This is a genomic window from Streptomyces sp. NPDC037203 (genome assembly GCF_055605065.1).
This window is the reverse complement of record NZ_JBVJUC010000005.1, coordinates 305,106-320,765: the sequence shown is the minus strand read 5'-3', so window position 1 is coordinate 320,765 and position 15,660 is coordinate 305,106. Positions and strand designations below refer to the sequence as shown.

Below are 15,660 nucleotides of genomic sequence, written 5' to 3'. Positions count from 1 at the left end.
GTGGCTCAGCCCACAGAGATCGCGCGGCGCGGGAAAAGGCGGCCGTCCGTCCGGAGAGGGTGGACGGATCGGCCGCCGGTGGGGGTACCGGCGGACCGGTCTCCCGTGGGGGGTACCAGCTCGCGTGCCCGGAATCCGGCCGGGCATGCCCGCCGGTCCGGAATTCATCCGTTCGGCTTCACCGCGTGCACCCCGTGCGCCCCGACGCGAGCGTGGCGCACGCCGTCGCCCGGTCCGGACCCGTGACGGCGATCATCGGGGTGTAGGCGATGGTGTCGCCCGCCTCGGTGGCCTCCCCGGTCTCCCGGACCTTGCCCCGCGCCCCGGTGACCTGGACCTTGTCGCCGGGCACCGCACCGGTGATCCGTCCCCATGCCGTGCCGCAGACCTTGCTGTAGCGCACTTCCAGGGTGGTGGTGCCCAGGGAGACGGTCTGGGCGGTGGCCACCTGGTCGCCGCTGCACCCCATCGACTCGGCGTCCTTGCCCACGCAGTCCGCGCCGGAGCAGTGGACCCCGGCCGGGAGGCTCGTCTTGGGGCCGGCGCTCCGGGCGGGCCGCTCGGGCGCGGCCTCGTGTCCGCCGCCGCCGTGCGCCCCGGTGAGGAAGAAGACGCCGAGGATGATCGCCAGCACGGTGACGAACCCGCCGAGGAACATCAGCACCGGCTGCCGGTACCCGGACGCGCCGTCGGGTCCGGAGGGCCGTACCGCGTCGATCCCCCGAGTGGCCTGCGGGCCCGGAGAGTTCCGCGGGATCTCAGGAGGCCGGGGGCCCGCAGGGGACGGAGAGGCCGCAGAGGTCCGGGGCCCCGCAGAGACCCGAGAGACCACAGAGGAGTGCGGCTCCGCAGAGGGCTGAGGGCCCTGCGCGCTCCGCAGGCTCCGGGGAGACTGCGGTTCCGGCGCGCCGGGGACCCGTGCCGGCTCCGGCCACGCCCCCGGCCGCCCGCTCGCCCGTGACGGCCCCTGGTACCCGGCCAGTCCCCACGAACCACCTGCGGACGCGCCCTTCCCGGTGCCCCCGGTGTCCCCGCGCTCCGCCGCCTCCGCGGCTTTCGGCTGGGCGGGGATCTTCGGGACGGTGAGCGTGCCGCCCTCGGCCCCGTTCGCGGCCCGGCGCCCGGCCATGGCGTGCTCGTGCCCCAACTCCGCCCGGCTCCACGCCCGTTCGGCCAGCTCCCACATGGTGATGATCGGCACCGGGCTGGTGCCCGCCGCCTCGGCGAGCGCGACCGCCGCGCCCTTGGGGGCGAGGAGCCGGCCGTCGAGGTAGTCCTCCCAGGACGCCCTGCCATAGCCCGTGCGGTCGGCCAGGGCCGCGCCGCCGAGCCCGCCGAGGTCCACCAGCCACCGCAACTGGCTGACGAACTCCTTGATCTCCGGGTCGAGTTCGTTCGGCAAGGTCTTCCAACGAGGCATCGTTCTCCCCCCTCATCCCCACTTTCGTACCGGACGGTCACCGTTGCGCGGAACGGTCACCTCCGTGCCACAGCGCGAAGACAGCCGTTGATCAGGCCGTTCACCGGAAGCCAGGGTGTGTCCGGCGGCGGTTCGCCCCGCAACGGGGGTGGGGGCGAACCGCTCTGCCGCCGGCCCTATTTGGTCATCGTGAAGTGCAGTGTGTTGCTCAGGAACGGGATCTCCAGCAGGGGATGCGGCTGGGCCATCAGGGCCAGCAGGACGATCGCCAGACCGAGGACGCCGTAGGTGCTGATGTCGGTGAAGCGGGAGCGGACCGCGAGCATGCCGACGCCGGGCAGCATCCACCGCAGCACCGCGCCGGCCAGCAGCGCGGCGCCGATCAGCACGGTGCCGACGCGGAACGCGTCGAACGCGGTCAGCAGCAGGCCGAGCGCGACCGTGCCCAGCACCACCAGCAGGGGCCACTGCCGGGCGGGCGCGGGGGCGTCGCCGGACGCGGCCCGGCCACCGCCCTCGGGCCGCGCGGTGTCCCTGGTGAACAGCGGGAAGCGGCGGGTGACCCGCCGCGGGCGCCCCTCGGCGTCGGGGGCGCTGATCGCGTCGCGGACGGTCTCCTCGCCGTCCCGCGTGTCCTCAGCCGGCACTGCGCTCCGCCGCCTCGACCACGTTGACCAGCAGCTGGGCCCGCGTCATCGGGCCGACACCGCCGGGGTTGGGGGAGATGAAACCGGCCACGCCGGTCACGTCCGGGTGGACGTCGCCGACGATCCTGCCCTCGGCGTTGCGCGAGACGCCCACGTCGAGGACGGCCGCGCCCGGCTTGATGTCCTCGGCGCGGATCAGGTGCGGGGAGCCGGCCGCCGCGATCACGATGTCGGCCCGCTTGAGGTGGGCGGACAGATCGCGGGTGCCGGTGTGGCACTGGGTCACGGTGGCGTTCTCGCTGCGGCGGGTGAGGAGCAGCGGCATCGGGCGCCCGATGGTGACGCCCCGGCCGACGACCACGACCTCGGCACCCTTGATCTCCACGCCGTAGCGGCGCAGCAGGGTGAGGATGCCGTTGGGCGTGCAGGGCAGCGGGGCGGGCTCGTTGAGGACCAGGCGGCCCAGGTTCATCGGGTGCAGGCCGTCCGCGTCCTTGGCCGGGTCCATCAGCTCCAGGATGCGGTTCTCGTCGATGCCCTTGGGCAGCGGCAGCTGGACGATGTAGCCGGTGCAGGCCGGGTCCTCGTTCAGCTCGCGGACGACCGCCTCGATCTCCTCCTGGGTGGCCGTGGCCGGCAGCTCCCGCTGGATGGAGGCGAGGCCCACCTCGGCGCAGTCGCGGTGCTTGCCCGCGACGTACTTGCGGCTGCCGGGGTCCTCCCCGACCAGGATCGTGCCGAGGCCGGGCGTGACGCCCTTCTCCTTCAGCGCCGCCACGCGGGCGGTCAGATCGGACTTGATCGCGGCTGCGGTGGCCTTGCCATCGAGAATCTGGGCGGTCATACCCCCATCCTCCAGGATGACCGCCCCGTGGTTCCAATCCGGGGCCGCACCGGGCCCCCACCAGGGGTCGCGCGCCGGTCTTGGTGATCACCGATGTTGCACTTGCACAACGCCGGGGGATTCCCGCTGGACAAGTCACTATCCGGTCAAGAACGATGAACAGCACAGTGCAGCGGGCAGCTCATCGGGGGGACGGACCGCATCTGTAGAACTCTCCTCCGTGCAGTGCCGCGCCTCGTCCCCGCACTCGCTCGACACGACGGAGGAAACACCAGCCATGAGTTACGGCGACCCGAACAACCCCTACGGCACCCCGCAGGGGCAGCCGCAGCAGCCCGGCTACGGCTACCCGGCCGCGCCGCCGGTGCAGCAGTCGTACGCCGCCGCCCCGATGACCACCATGCCCGGCAAGGTCAACGCGGCCCGCGTGATGCTGTGGGTGATCGTCGGCCTCCAGGTCATCGGCGTGGCCCTCTTCGCCTTCTCCGCCGTGGCCGTCAACAAGGCCAAGCACGACAACTCGATACCGGGGCTCTCCGACTACCCGGTGGGCGCGCTGTGGGCCTTCACCGTGCTCGCGCTCGCCTGGCTGGTGTGGGCGGCCGTGCTGGCCGCGAAGTTCGGCTCCGGCGGCAACGGCCTGCGGGTCACCACACTGGTCTTCGGCATCCTGACCGCGGTGCTCGGCGTCTACCCGTTCGTCGTGATCGTGGGCATCTTCCACATCGTGCTCGGCATCCTGATCGCCTGCTTCGTCGGCAGCGCCGACGGCAAGGCCTGGTTCGGCCGGCCGCGCTACTGAGACCGCGGGCGCCCGGACACCGCGGGCGCCGCGGAGCGATTCGCGCCATTCACCATCCGGGGCCGTGTCTCACCCTTCCGGGGGGAGACACGGCCCCGGTGCGTCGCCCTACTCTGAGAGCAGCCGTCGGGGCTGAGAGAAGCCGCCGGGCACGGGGAGACGCACCTTGTACAGCATCATCGTCGTACCTCCGCCGACCACGGAGGACCGGCAGCGGCGCGGCCAGATCCGCCTCGCCCCCGGCGAGCGCCTCCGCTTCGGGCGCTCTCCCGGCAACGATCTGCCGATCCCGCACGAAGGGGTCTCGCGCCGCGCCGGGGAACTCGCCGCCCAGGGCGCGTTCTGGACGCTGAGCAACCTGTCCGCGCACCAGACGTACGTCGTGGAGAACCCGGAGGGCGCGGGCGAGCACATCAAGGTGGGGCCGGGCCGGCTGGAGGCGCCGGTGCCCTTCGAGTTCTCCCGGATCGTGCTGCCCGCGGGCGGCGACCTGCTCGCCGTCGAGGTGTGGGCGCCGCGCCACGACTATCTGCGCGACGGCTGCGGGGCGGACGGCGACACCACCGCCCCGGCCTTCTCCGTGGACCGCACCAAGCGCTACTTCGCCGTGCTGGCCGCGCTGTGCGAGCCCCGGCTGCGCGGTGATCCGCACGCCCCGCTGCCCACCGTCGACCAGGTCGTCGCCCGGCTCGCCCCCGTCTGGCCGGCCGCCTCGCGCACCTCGGTGCAGTGGAACATCGACTACCTCGCGGTGAAACTGCGGCTCAAACCCGGCCCGGACACGGCGGATCCGGGCCCGCGCCTGAACGGCAAGAAGGAGTCCCTGGTCTCGCTGGCGCTCCGCTTCGACCTGGTGCGCGAGGACGACCTGGTGGTGCTCTCCGGCACCGGGTCCGGGAGGACCCCCACCGGGCGTGCGCGGTGACCGGGCCGTACGCCGTACCGGTCCCCAGGGGCTACCGGGTCGGCTCCTGGGAGGTCCGCGAACCGCTCGCGACGGGCGCCTTCGGCAGCGTGTACGCGGCGCGCCGGATCGGCGGGCCGGACGAACGGCTCCCCGGCACCGCCGCCCTGAAGTTCCTGCCCACCGGCACCGGCACCCCACGCCACCTCGCCCACCTGCGCGAACTCGTGGAACGCGAGGTGGAGTTGTTACGCCGGCTGCGGCGACCGCGCCTGATCCGGATGTACGAGACCCTCGTCGTCGACGACCCCGGACGCCCGGCCCTCGACGGCGCCACCGTCCTCGTACTGGAGCGCGCCGAGGGCTCCCTGTCCGCGCTGCTCGCCGCCGCGCCCCGGCCGCCCGCCGGGCCCGCGCTGCTGGCCCAGATCGCCGAGGGACTCGCCCAGTTGCACCGGGCGGGCTGGGTGCACGGAGACCTCAAACCGGCCAACGTGCTGCTGATGGCGGACGGTTCGGCGCGGCTCGCCGACTTCAACATGGCCGCCGAACTGGAGGGCACCCACGGCTACACGCCCGCCTTCTCCACCCCCGACTACACCCCGCCCGAGCTTCTGTGGGCGGAGATCGGCGAACGCGGCCGGCCGATCCGCCCGTCGGCCGACATCTGGGCCTTCGGGGTGCTCGCCCACCTCCTGCTCAACGGCTCCTTCCCGCTGCCCGGCGGCACCCCGTCGGCCCGCCGGGACGCCGCCGTCGCCTATGCGCGCGGCACCGAGGAACTGCGTCTGGCGGCCGAACTCCCGGACGTGTGGCGGGAGATCGTACGGGACTGCCTGACGCGTACGCACGCGGGGCGGATCGGCACCGAGGCGCTGCTGCGCCGGGTCACGGCCGCCGCGGGCACCGGAAGCGCACCCCGGCCGCCCCGGCTCACGCGCGCCGGCCACCGTCGCCGTACGGCCGCCCTGGCCCTCGCGGCCACCGCCCTCGCCGCCCTCCTCGGCTACGGCCTCGACCAGCGGCAGACCGGTGACGACAAGGGCCTGGCCCGCTACGGCGCCGCGGAACTGCGCACCGACCGGGGCGTGCCGGTGCGCTACCGGCGGCTGATCGTGGACGCCGCCCACGGCTGCCCCCGCCCGGACGTCAGCCCGGCGCTGATCGCGGCCATGCTGAAGGCCGAGAGCAACTTCGACGCGGGCCTCGCCGATCCGGGCGTCCAGGAGTACGGCATCGCCCGCTGGACCCCCTCCGTGCTGCGCTGGTGGATGCGGGACGACGGCATCCCCGCCGCCGCGACCCCCACGCCCCCGCTGACCCCGGCCGTGTCCATCCCGGCCATGGGGCGCTATCTCTGCTACATCGACGCCCATCTGAAGACGGGACTGCCCGGCGACCGGCGGGTGCTGGACGCGGCCGGATACCGGACGTCGTACAAGACGGTCAACGCCACCGGTGGTATCCCGGCGCGTTACCGCGCCTACTGCGCCGAGGTCGCCCGCCACCTCGTGGAGTACACACCCTGAGACGTCCGAGGTACCGGCGGCGGGGCCCGGCTGGGACCGTGAAACCACTCCGCCACGGCGGAGCGACCACCCCCTCGTTCGCACGAGGGAACAGTGAATCGTTCACATGGGGGAACAGTGAAGATCGCCAAGCCCGCCGCGCTGCTCGTCGCGGCCACCGCCCTGCTCGCCGGCTCCACGGCCGCGGCCACCGCCGCCGTCCCGGACGGCACCCGCGTGACCGCCGTCGAGCGCGCCGCCGACCAGATGCTGCCGGGCCACCCGGCCGCGCTGGAGGTGACGAAGGACCGGGTCCGCTACGACGGCCTCACCCTCACGAAGGCCCCGGCGGGCAGGCTCGCCGCCAAGGACCTGGCCTGCGCGTACGGCCACCTCTGCATGGTCGTCAGGGGCACCACGTTCGACTTCTACAAGTGCCAGACCTGGACGGTGAGCAACTGGACCGGTGACGGCCCGTTCACCAACAACCAGACGCCCGGCACGGTCGCCCGGTTCTTCAACCAGGACGGCAGCGTCCGCTGGACCTCGACCGCCTACCAGGCCGGCACCGCCACCTGGGACCCGATCTACTCCCTGCGTCCCTGCTGACCGGAGAAGGACGCGGCGGCCTCCGGCCCCCTCGGGGGAGGGCCGGAGGCCGCCGTGCGCCCGTTTGACGTGCTCAGTGGAAGAAGTGCCGCGTGCCCGTGAAGTACATGGTCACGCCCGCCTTCTGCGCCGCCTCGACGGCCAGCTCGTCGCGGACGGAGCCGCCGGGCTGGACGATCGCGCGGACGCCGGCGTCGATCAGGATCTGCGGGCCGTCGGGGAAGGGGAAGAAGGCGTCGGAGGCCGCGTAGGAACCGCGGGCCCGCTCCTCGCCGGCCCGCTCGACCGCGAGCTTGCAGGAGTCGACGCGGTTGACCTGGCCCATGCCGACGCCGACCGAGGCGCCGTCCTTGGCGAGCAGGATCGCGTTCGACTTGACCGCGCGGCACGCCTTCCAGGCGAAGGCGAGGTCCTTCAGCTCCTCGGCGGACAGCGCCTCGCCGCTGGCCAGCGTCCAGTTGGCGGGGTCGTCGCCCTCGGCCTGGAGCCGGTCGGCGACCTGGAGCAGCAGACCGCCGTCCACCGGCTTGGCCTCGACCCGGTCGGCCGGCGCGCCCGCCGCCTTCAGCACCCGGATGTTCTTCTTCCGGGTGAGGGCCTCCAGCGCCCCCTCCTCGTAGTCCGGGGCGACGATGACCTCGGTGAAGATCTCCGCGACCTGCTCGGCCATCTCCTTGCTGACCGGCCGGTTCACGGCGATGACGCCGCCGAACGCGGACAGCGGGTCGCAGGCGTGCGCCTTGCGGTGCGCCTCGGCGACGTCCGCGCCGACCGCGATGCCGCAGGGATTGGCGTGCTTGATGATCGCGACGCAGGGCTCGTCGTGGTCGTACGCGGCACGGCGCGCGGCGTCCGTGTCCGTGTAGTTGTTGTACGACATCTCCTTGCCGTGCAGCTGCTCCGCCTCGGCCAGACCGCCCGTGCCGTCGACGTAGAGCGCCGCGCCCTGGTGCGGGTTCTCGCCGTAGCGCAGGGTGTTCTTGCGCTCCCAGGTGGCGCCGGCGAAGTCCGGGAAGGACGAGTCGTCCGCGGGGGCGTAGTCGGCGGCGAACCAGGAGGCGACGGCCACGTCGTAGGCCGCGGTGTGTTTGAACGCCTCGGCGGCCAGCCGCTTGCGGGCGGCCAGGTCGAAACCGCCGTCCTCGACGGCCGCGAGGACGTCCGCGTACCGGTCGGGGCTGGTGACCACGGCGACCGAGGGGTGGTTCTTGGCGGCGGCGCGGACCATCGAGGGGCCGCCGATGTCGATCTGCTCCACGCACTCGTCGGCCGAGGCGCCGGAGGCCACGGTCTCGCGGAACGGGTAGAGGTTGACCACCACCAGGTCGAACGGGGCCACGCCCAGCTCGGCGAGCTGCTCGCGGTGGCTCTCCAGGCGCAGGTCGGCGAGGATGCCGGCGTGCACCTTCGGGTGCAGGGTCTTGACCCGGCCGTCCAGGCACTCGGGGAAGCCGGTCAGCTCCTCGACCTTGGTGACCGGGACGCCGGCGGCGGCGATGCGGGAGGCCGTGGAACCGGTCGACACCAGCTCGACACCGGCCTCGTGCAGCCCGCGCGCCAGGTCTTCCAGCCCGGTCTTGTCGTAGACGCTGACGAGCGCCCGGCGAAGGGGCCGCTTGTTGCTCTCGGCGGTCACTGGATAACTACCTTTCGTCCCTCGATGCGATAGCCGTGCCGGGCGAGCCGGCTCACGACCTCGACGAGCAGCCTTCGCTCGACTTCCTTGATGCGCTCGTGCAGCGCGCTCTCGTCGTCCTCGTCCCGGATCTCCACCACGCCCTGCGCGATGATCGGCCCGGTGTCGACGCCGTCGTCGACGAAGTGGACGGTGCAGCCGGTGACCCGGACGCCGTACGCGAGCGCGTCGCGGACCCCGTGGGCGCCGGGAAAACTGGGCAGCAGGGCCGGGTGGGTGTTGACGAACCGCCCGCCGAAGCGCGCGAGGAACTCCTTGCCCACGACCTTCATGAACCCGGCGGAGACCACGAGATCGGGCTCGTACGCCGCGACCGCCGCGGCCAGGGCAGCGTCCCACTCCGCGCGGCTCGCGTGGTCCTTCACCTTGCACACGAACGTCGGCAGCCCGGCCCGCTCGGCGCGGGCGAGCCCCTCGATGCCGTCGCGGTCGGCCCCGACGGCGACGATCCGCGCGCCGTACGCCTCGGCTCCGGTGCGCTCGATCTCGTCCAGGAGCGCCTGGAGGTTGGTGCCGGATCCGGAGACCAGCACGACGAGGCGCTTGGCCACGGGGTTGGCGGCCACGGTGGGGCCCTTTCTCACGAAGCGGTCTGTACGTCGGCGGTTTGTATGGTCATACGAATGCTTCGCGCCCCGTGATACGGGGAAGTCTACGAAGCGGCCGACCGCCAGCAACGATACCGGCACCCCGGACGGCCCCCACGGGACGGGTGCGTGGCCGGGAGGTAGCGTTCGGGGGGAATCGACAGGAGCAGCCCCGGGAACGCGGTCGTCGTGCGACGCGTTGACAAGGTGGAAGCTCACGACGACCAGCCGTGTTGATCTAGGGGAAGACGCTCTTTTGATGCCCGTCCGCAGCCTGCGACTCCGCACGTTCCCGCCAGCTCCGGCCCAGGGAGGGGAGCGTCACGGAGTGCTGCTGCGCGAGCGGCCCTCGACGCCCCCCGACGCTCCGCGGGGCGGGGCGCAGGGCTCCGGCGCGGGGCAGGGCGGCGAGTCCGGCAGCGGTGGCCGCGCCGGTGAGGGCGAGCAGGACAACCCGTTCGCGCCGCCGCCGGAGGGCGCACCGGACCGGCCGTGGCAGCCGCGCCATCCGGGCGGGGCCTCCGGTCCGCAGGGTCCCGGTGGCGGCCAGGGCGGTCGCGGCGGCGGCCCCTGGGGCAGCCAGTGGAGCGACCGGCAGCCCGGCCGGTCCTCCGGCGGCTTCGGCGAGCGTCCCGGCGCGGGCCCCCAGGGCGGGCAGGGCGGACCCGGCGCGGGCACGCGCTGGGACCCCACGGACCCGGTCCAGCGCCGGGCGCGCTACGCACTGCTGTCCGGGATGTGGGCCATCTTCTTCGCCCTGTTCAGCTGGCCGTACGTCTCGCTGCTGCTGGGCGCGCTGGCGCTGTACTGGGGCATCAGCTCCCTGCGCGCCAAGCCCCGCACCCCCGACCCGGCCAAGCCGGCGGCCCCGGCCCCCGGCCGGCCCCAGACGACGGCGGCCGTCGCCGGCCTGGTCACGGCGTCCCTGGCCCTGGTGCTGGTCGCCTCCACGTTCACGGTCCAGTTCGTCTACCGCGACTACTTCACGTGTGTGAACGACGCGCTCACGCACGAGGCGAAGCAGTCGTGCCAGACGCTGCTGCCGGAGCAGCTGCGGAGCGTGCTGGGGGCGGGGAACGAGTAGGACGGGCCGGGGTCAGGGGTTTTCGGGGGTTGCCTCGGGAGCTCCGGGCGTCTCGGCGGCGGGCCGGGGTGCGGCGGGTTCGGCGGGTTCCTTGGTCCCGGCGGGCTCCTTGGTCCCGGCGGGTTCCTTGGTCCCGGCGGGCTCCTTGGTCCCGGCGGGTTCGGTGGCTCCCGCGGTTTCCGTGGTTCCGGCGGTTTTCGGGGGTTCCGTGGTGGGCGGCTCGGCTGCGGGCCGCTCGGGGCGGAAGCCGGTGGGCAGTTCGATGCGGAGTTCCGCCGGAGGCTCGGCGGGGAGGATGTCGTAGGCGTCCTCGTCCCGGCGGTCGTCCTCGCGCTTGGCCTTGCCGTCGCCCTTCCCGGTGTCCTTCGCCTTCCCGGTGTCCTTCGCCTTCCCTGAATCCTTCGCCTTCTCCGGGGCCTTGGGCTTCTGCGAGTTCATCGGCTTCTGAGCCCCCGCCGGCTTCTGTGCGCCCGGAGCCGTCGCCGGGGACCCCGCGCCCCGCAGTCGCCACGCCCGTACGACGAGGGCCGTCGGCATGCCGAGCAGCGCGGTCCAGACACCCGCCGCCGGACCCGTCTGCCACCACAGGGGCCCGAAGCGGGAGAGCGCCCCGACGCCCAGGGCGCCACCGGAGAGGCCGGCGAGCACGGCCAGCAGAAGGATGCAGAGCGCGGCCGTCAGCAGGGTGACACCGGCGGTGCGGGCCGCCGACCAGCGCGGCCGGGGCGGCTCGCCGTGCCCGCGGCGCCGTACCGCGCCGCGGGCCACGAACCACCCGGCCACCACCCCCGCCACCACCGGCACCAGCGCGGCCGCCCAGTTCAGCCGGGTGCCGGGGCCCGCGTCCGGGACCGCCGCGAGCAGCGGGAACGGCGGCAGCAGCGGCGCCGGGTCGGAGGCGAGCGGGTGCACCGGGTGCCCGGCGCCGAGCACGAAACCCGGTCCGAGGGCGTAGGACGCCGCCCACACCGCGGCGTTGGGGACCAGCGCCATACCGAGCAGCAGCACCGCGAACCGGCCCGTCCACCCGTCCGTCAGCTGGACGAACGAGGCCCGCGCCGCACCCCCGTGCCACACCGTCGAGGCGGCGACGAGCAGCGCGCCACCGCCGACCAGCACGGCGGTCGAGGCACCGGCGGCCCGTACCGCCGTGGCCACCCGCGCCCGCGCGTCCGCGCCGAACACCACCCGCCGTACCGGCCCCGGCACCGCCTTCAGCACGACCAGCAGCGGCGCGGGCGGGCAGCCGTGCGCCGACCACACCCCGGCGCCCGCCCCGGCCGCCGCGACCAGGGGGAAGGAGACCGCCAACCAGGCCCAGGAAGGCCGGAGTTCGCCACCGGAGCAGTACAGGGCGACGGCGGTGCCGACGGCGAGGTAGCCGAGGACCACCCCGAGCCAGGCCGTACGCACGGGCACGGGCGGCGGTCCGTCGGGCTCGGCGGAGGCGTCCGTGGCGTACCGGCCCGCCCGGTACAGCAGCCACGCGGGCAGCGCGAGCAGCAGCAACGGGGTGACGCCCACCGGGAGGGGCGCGCCCGAGAGGGTGTCGGTGCGGACCAGTTCGACGCCGTGGCCGAGCAGCCACAGCGCGGCGGCGATGTGCAGCGCGCCGCCCGGCCCGCTGTCGGGGTACGGCGAGCTGATCCACAGGCCCAGGACCAGCACGGTGAGGGCGCCGAGGCCGAGTCCGGCCGCGACCACGCCGTTCAGCAGGCTCGCGGACAGTCCGGGCGAACGGTCGCGCAGCCGGGTGGACAGGGGGGTGAGCGACGGTCGGCGCGCGGTCATCTGGGTCACCCGGCCATGGTCCCAACGACACGCGCTTTCCCGGCGTAACAGGTGAAGCACCGTAGTGTCGCTCAATATATGTTTATGTCACTTATCGTACGAAAGGGCGCATGGTGAGCACGAGCACGCAGATCCCCACCGGGCCGTTGCCACCGCCGAAGGAACGCCGACGCCTGCGCCAGGCCCGCTCCCTGACGCAGGTTCAGCTGGCCAGACGCCTCGGCGTGGCCCGCGCCACGGTGCGCGCGTGGGAGTCCGGGCGCCGGGCGCCGGCCGGTGCCGAGGGGCGGGCGTACACCGAGTTCCTCGGCGCGGTCGCCCGGCCGGCAGATGCTGACGAACCGTCCGGGAAGCCGGAGCCCGGCGGGCCCGAGCCGCTGACGCCCGCTCAGGCCTTCGACGCGCTCTACGCCTTCTGCGCGCCGGCCCTCGTCCGCCAGACCTATCTGCTGTGCGGGCGCCGCGAACTGGCCCGCGAGGCGGTGGAGCGCGCCTTCCAGCTGGCCTGGCAGCGCTGGCCCGAGGTCGCCAGGGACCGGGATCCGGCCGGGTGGGTGCGGGCGGTGGCGTACGACTGCGCGCTCTCGCCCTGGCACCGGTTCCGCCCCTGCTACCGGCAGCCGGAGCCGCCGCCCGCGGATCCGGCCGACCGGGATCTGCTGAACGCGCTGCTCACGCTGCCGCCGTCGTACCGGCGCACGCTCGTGCTGTACGACGGCGTCGGGCTCGACCTCCCGGAGACGGCGGCGGAGACGGAGGCCAGCACACCGGCGGCGGCGAACCGGCTGACGCACGCGCGGGAGGCGATGGCGGCGCGGGTCCCGGAGCTCGCGGACACGGCGCTGCTGCACCGCCGGCTGGCGGAGCTGGCCTCCCGCGAACGCCTGCGCGCGTCCCGGCCGCCGACGGTGCGCACCGTCGGCGAACGCCGCAACGTCTTCTGGACCCGCGCGGCCATCGCCTTCACGGTGACGATCATCGGCGCGACGGCGCTCACGCTGCGGACGGCGCCGACCCACTACGAGCCCCCGATCGCCCCCGCCCGCGCCGTCGAGGGCGTCCCCCGCGCGGTCCCGATGGGCCCGCTGTCCCCCGAGGAACTGGCGCTGCGGACGAAGCTCCGCCGGGAGGCGTCATCGGGCGCCGAACGCGTCGAACCGACACCGCGGTGACCTCCGGCCGCCCGCCCTGAGCCCTCTCGGGGCAGCCACCAGGGTGGCGAGCGCAAACGCCGGTAGGCCCGCCCCGGCGAAACGGGACGGGCCTACCGGCGTTCAGGTCAGAGGCGCACGCTCATCGGAGGGCACGGCTCTGCCGGGGGTTCACGCGCCCAGGATCTCGCGGGCGAGCTTCGCCGTCTCGGTCGGGGTCTTGCCGACCTTGACGCCCGCCGCCTCCAGGGCCTCCTTCTTCGCCTGCGCGGTCCCGGAGGAGCCGGAGACGATCGCACCGGCGTGACCCATGGTCTTGCCCTCCGGCGCGGTGAAGCCCGCGACGTAACCGACGACCGGCTTCGTCACGTTCTCCTTGATGAACGCGGCGGCACGCTCCTCAGCGTCGCCACCGATCTCACCGATCATCACGATGAGCTCGGTCTCGGGGTCCTCCTGGAAGGCCGCGAGCGCGTCGATGTGCGTGGTGCCGATGATCGGGTCGCCACCGATGCCGACGGCGGTCGAGAAGCCGATGTCCCGCAGCTCGTACATCATCTGGTACGTCAGCGTGCCGGACTTCGAGACCAGGCCGATGCGGCCCGGCTTGGTGATGTCGCCCGGAATGATGCCGACGTTCGACTGACCCGGCGTGATGATGCCGGGGCAGTTCGGGCCGATGATCCGGGTCTTGTTGCCCTTCTTGCCGGCGTACGCCCAGAACGCCGCCGTGTCGTGCACGGCGATGCCCTCGGTGATCACGACGGCCAGCGGGATCTCGGCGTCGATGGCCTCGACGACCGCGTCCTTCGTGAACTTCTCCGGCACGAAGATGACGGAGACGTCGGCGCCGGTCTTCTCGATGGCCTCCTTGACGGTGCCGAAGACGGGTACCTCGGTGCCGTCGAAGTCCACGGTCTGACCCGCCTTGCGCGGGTTCACGCCGCCCACGACGTTCGTGCCGTCACCGAGCATGAGCTTGGTGTGCTTCATGCCGGTGGCGCCGGTCATGCCCTGGACGATGACCTTGCTGTCCTTGTTGAGCCAGATAGCCATGGTGTGTCGGTGTCCTCGTCCTCGTGCTTACTTGGCGGCGGCCAGCTCGGCGGCCTTCGCGGCCGCGCCGTCCATGGTGTCGACGCGCTGCACCAGCGGGTGGTTGGCGTCCGTGAGGATCTTCCGGCCCAGCTCGGCGTTGTTGCCGTCGAGGCGGACGACGAGCGGCTTCTCGACCTTCTCGCCGCGGTCCTCCAGAAGCTTCAGGGCCTGCACGATGCCGTTGGCGACCTCGTCGCAGGCGGTGATGCCGCCGAAGACGTTCACGAAGACGGACTTGACGTCCGGGTCGCCCAGGATGATCTCCAGGCCGTTCGCCATCACCTGGGCGGAGGCGCCGCCACCGATGTCCAGGAAGTTGGCGGGCTTCACGCCACCGTGGTTCTCACCGGCGTACGCGACGACGTCCAGGGTGCTCATGACGAGACCCGCGCCGTTGCCGATGATGCCGACCTCGCCGTCGAGCTTGACGTAGTTGAGGTTCTTCTCCTTGGCGGCGGCCTCCAGCGGGTTGGCCGCGGCCTTGTCGTGCAGCGCCTCGAAGTCCGGGTGACGGAACTCGGCGTTGTCGTCCAGGGAGACCTTGCCGTCCAGGGCGATGACGTCGCCGGAGGCGACCTTGGCCAGCGGGTTGACCTCGACCAGGAGGGCGTCCTCCTTGATGAAGGTGTCCCACAGCCTGACCAGGACGTCGGCGACCTTGTCGGCGACCTCGGCCGGGAACTTGGCGGCCGCGACGATCTCGCGGGCCTTCTCGGGGGTCACACCGTCGATCGCGTCGATCGGCGTCTTGGCGACGGCCTCGGGGCGGGAGGCCGCCACCTCCTCGATCTCCATGCCGCCCTCGACGGACGCGATGGAGAGGAAGGTGCGGTTCGCACGGTCGAGGAGGAAGGAGACGTAGTACTCCTCCACGATCTCCGGAGCGGTCTCGGCGATCATCACCTTGTGGACCGTGTGGCCCTTGATGTCCATGCCGAGGATGTCCGTCGCGCGGGCGACGGCCTCGTCCGGGGTGGCGGCCAGCTTGACGCCGCCGGCCTTGCCACGACCACCGACCTTCACCTGCGCCTTGACGACGGACTTGCCGCCCAGACGCTCGGTGATCTCGCGCGCCGCCTCAGGCGTGTCGATGACTTCACCGGCCAGCACCGGTACATCGTGCTTGGCGAAGAGGTCCCTCGCCTGGTACTCGAACAGGTCCACGCGCTTCCGTCCCTATCAGTGATCTCGCGGTTCGTTGGATGCGTGGGCGTGCCGCGAAGGGCAACGTGACGTCCGCTTGTCACTAGGGGGGCGCACACGGTGTCCGAGCGCGCGGCATGTCCGTCTCGCAGGTTATCGCCGCTTGCGGGGGCTCCCTAAATCGAGGGTCACACGCGAGCGGTGATACCTGTCACATGATGCCGGGTTCTCTGGCACGCGGTGCCGCGCCCTCCTCGTCCTACCGGTGGGTACGAGGCCTCACCGGGCTGGGGCCGACCCGGCGAGGCCTCCGGTCGGCCCCGATGGCGCCGGGGTCGCAGCGGGTGGTCCCCACCCCAATGGGGACCACCCGCCC

At 73.1% G+C, this 15,660-nt stretch carries 14 protein-coding genes; 6 read left to right on the top strand and 8 right to left on the bottom strand.

The genetic code is table 11. The features are described 5' to 3' along the window. Positions 1–178 precede the first annotated feature (178 nt). The 3 genes from ACZ7EC_RS17485 to ACZ7EC_RS17475 form a co-directional block, all read right to left on the bottom strand. Positions 179–1,420: a DUF2690 domain-containing protein gene (locus tag ACZ7EC_RS17485; protein ID WP_471063353.1), complete on the bottom strand. Its 1,242-nt coding sequence runs from the start codon at positions 1,418–1,420 to the stop codon at positions 179–181. A 176-nt stretch (positions 1,421–1,596) separates the two neighbouring features. After that, positions 1,597–2,067 (bottom strand): DUF3017 domain-containing protein, encoded by a 471-nt coding sequence (locus tag ACZ7EC_RS17480; protein ID WP_397984413.1) that lies wholly within the window; start codon positions 2,065–2,067, stop codon positions 1,597–1,599. After that, complete coding sequence (locus tag ACZ7EC_RS17475) at positions 2,057–2,911, bottom strand: bifunctional methylenetetrahydrofolate dehydrogenase/methenyltetrahydrofolate cyclohydrolase (RefSeq protein ID WP_471063351.1); 855 nt, start codon at positions 2,909–2,911, stop codon at positions 2,057–2,059. Before ACZ7EC_RS17475 ends, ACZ7EC_RS17480 begins: the two co-directional genes overlap by 11 nt. A 277-nt stretch (positions 2,912–3,188) precedes the next feature. On the opposite strand from ACZ7EC_RS17475, the gene ACZ7EC_RS17470 reads away from it, so the two are divergent. The 4 genes from ACZ7EC_RS17470 to ACZ7EC_RS17455 all read left to right on the top strand — a co-directional run bounded on the left by ACZ7EC_RS17470 (position 3,189) and on the right by ACZ7EC_RS17455 (position 6,734). Beyond that, on the top strand, positions 3,189–3,713 hold the full coding sequence (locus ACZ7EC_RS17470) for a hypothetical protein (protein ID WP_471063349.1): 525 nt from the start codon (positions 3,189–3,191) through the stop codon (positions 3,711–3,713). 166 nt (positions 3,714–3,879) lie between these two features. Further along, positions 3,880–4,638 carry an FHA domain-containing protein gene (locus tag ACZ7EC_RS17465; RefSeq protein WP_471063347.1) on the top strand — a complete coding sequence of 253 codons (759 nt, stop codon included), beginning with the start codon at positions 3,880–3,882 and terminating at the stop codon, positions 4,636–4,638. Next, entirely contained in the window at positions 4,635–6,146 is a 1,512-nt protein-coding gene (locus tag ACZ7EC_RS17460) for a protein kinase domain-containing protein (RefSeq protein ID WP_471063345.1), read from the top strand. The genes ACZ7EC_RS17465 and ACZ7EC_RS17460 overlap by 4 nt, the downstream gene beginning before the upstream one ends. A gap of 117 nt (positions 6,147–6,263) precedes the next feature. Continuing rightward, entirely contained in the window at positions 6,264–6,734 is a 471-nt protein-coding gene (locus tag ACZ7EC_RS17455; protein ID WP_471063343.1) for a hypothetical protein, read from the top strand. 73 nt (positions 6,735–6,807) lie between these two features. On the opposite strand, the gene purH is transcribed toward ACZ7EC_RS17455, so the two are convergent. Then, positions 6,808–8,370: a bifunctional phosphoribosylaminoimidazolecarboxamide formyltransferase/IMP cyclohydrolase gene (gene purH / locus ACZ7EC_RS17450; RefSeq protein ID WP_471063341.1), complete on the bottom strand. Its 1,563-nt coding sequence runs from the start codon at positions 8,368–8,370 to the stop codon at positions 6,808–6,810. Continuing rightward, entirely contained in the window at positions 8,367–8,996 is a 630-nt protein-coding gene (purN, locus tag ACZ7EC_RS17445) for a phosphoribosylglycinamide formyltransferase (protein WP_471063630.1), read from the bottom strand. The genes purH and purN overlap by 4 nt, the downstream gene beginning before the upstream one ends. 280 nt (positions 8,997–9,276) lie before the next feature. Here purN and ACZ7EC_RS17440 point away from each other — a divergent pair, with 280 nt between their 5' ends. Beyond that, positions 9,277–10,101 (top strand): hypothetical protein, encoded by an 825-nt coding sequence (locus ACZ7EC_RS17440; RefSeq protein ID WP_471063339.1) that lies wholly within the window; start codon positions 9,277–9,279, stop codon positions 10,099–10,101. A gap of 12 nt (positions 10,102–10,113) precedes the next feature. Here the strand turns inward: ACZ7EC_RS17440 and ACZ7EC_RS17435 are convergent, their stop codons facing one another. Next, positions 10,114–11,892 (bottom strand): cell division protein PerM, encoded by a 1,779-nt coding sequence (locus ACZ7EC_RS17435; protein ID WP_471063628.1) that lies wholly within the window; start codon positions 11,890–11,892, stop codon positions 10,114–10,116. A gap of 110 nt (positions 11,893–12,002) precedes the next feature. Between ACZ7EC_RS17435 and ACZ7EC_RS17430 the strand changes: the two genes are divergently transcribed. Next, entirely contained in the window at positions 12,003–13,064 is a 1,062-nt protein-coding gene (locus ACZ7EC_RS17430; RefSeq protein WP_471063337.1) for a helix-turn-helix domain-containing protein, read from the top strand. Between the two features lie 150 nt (positions 13,065–13,214). Here the strand turns inward: ACZ7EC_RS17430 and sucD are convergent, their stop codons facing one another. Both sucD and sucC read right to left on the bottom strand, forming a co-directional pair. Continuing rightward, on the bottom strand, positions 13,215–14,099 hold the full coding sequence (gene sucD / locus ACZ7EC_RS17425) for a succinate--CoA ligase subunit alpha (protein WP_471063335.1): 885 nt from the start codon (positions 14,097–14,099) through the stop codon (positions 13,215–13,217). Between the two features lie 27 nt (positions 14,100–14,126). Further along, entirely contained in the window at positions 14,127–15,305 is a 1,179-nt protein-coding gene (sucC, locus tag ACZ7EC_RS17420; protein ID WP_471063333.1) for an ADP-forming succinate--CoA ligase subunit beta, read from the bottom strand. Positions 15,306–15,660: the final 355 nt, after the last annotated feature.

Coding starts and splice junctions, on each gene's coding strand:
- ACZ7EC_RS17485 (WP_471063353.1), bottom strand. CDS start 1,420: ATGCCTCGTTGGAAGACCTTGCCGAACGAACTCGACCCGGAGATCAAG.
- ACZ7EC_RS17475 (WP_471063351.1), bottom strand. CDS start 2,911: ATGACCGCCCAGATTCTCGATGGCAAGGCCACCGCAGCCGCGATCAAG.
- ACZ7EC_RS17470 (WP_471063349.1), top strand. CDS start 3,189: ATGAGTTACGGCGACCCGAACAACCCCTACGGCACCCCGCAGGGGCAG.
- ACZ7EC_RS17440 (WP_471063339.1), top strand. CDS start 9,277: ATGCCCGTCCGCAGCCTGCGACTCCGCACGTTCCCGCCAGCTCCGGCC.
- ACZ7EC_RS17435 (WP_471063628.1), bottom strand. CDS start 11,892: ATGACCGCGCGCCGACCGTCGCTCACCCCCCTGTCCACCCGGCTGCGC.
- ACZ7EC_RS17430 (WP_471063337.1), top strand. CDS start 12,003: ATGGTGAGCACGAGCACGCAGATCCCCACCGGGCCGTTGCCACCGCCG.
- sucD (WP_471063335.1), bottom strand. CDS start 14,099: ATGGCTATCTGGCTCAACAAGGACAGCAAGGTCATCGTCCAGGGCATG.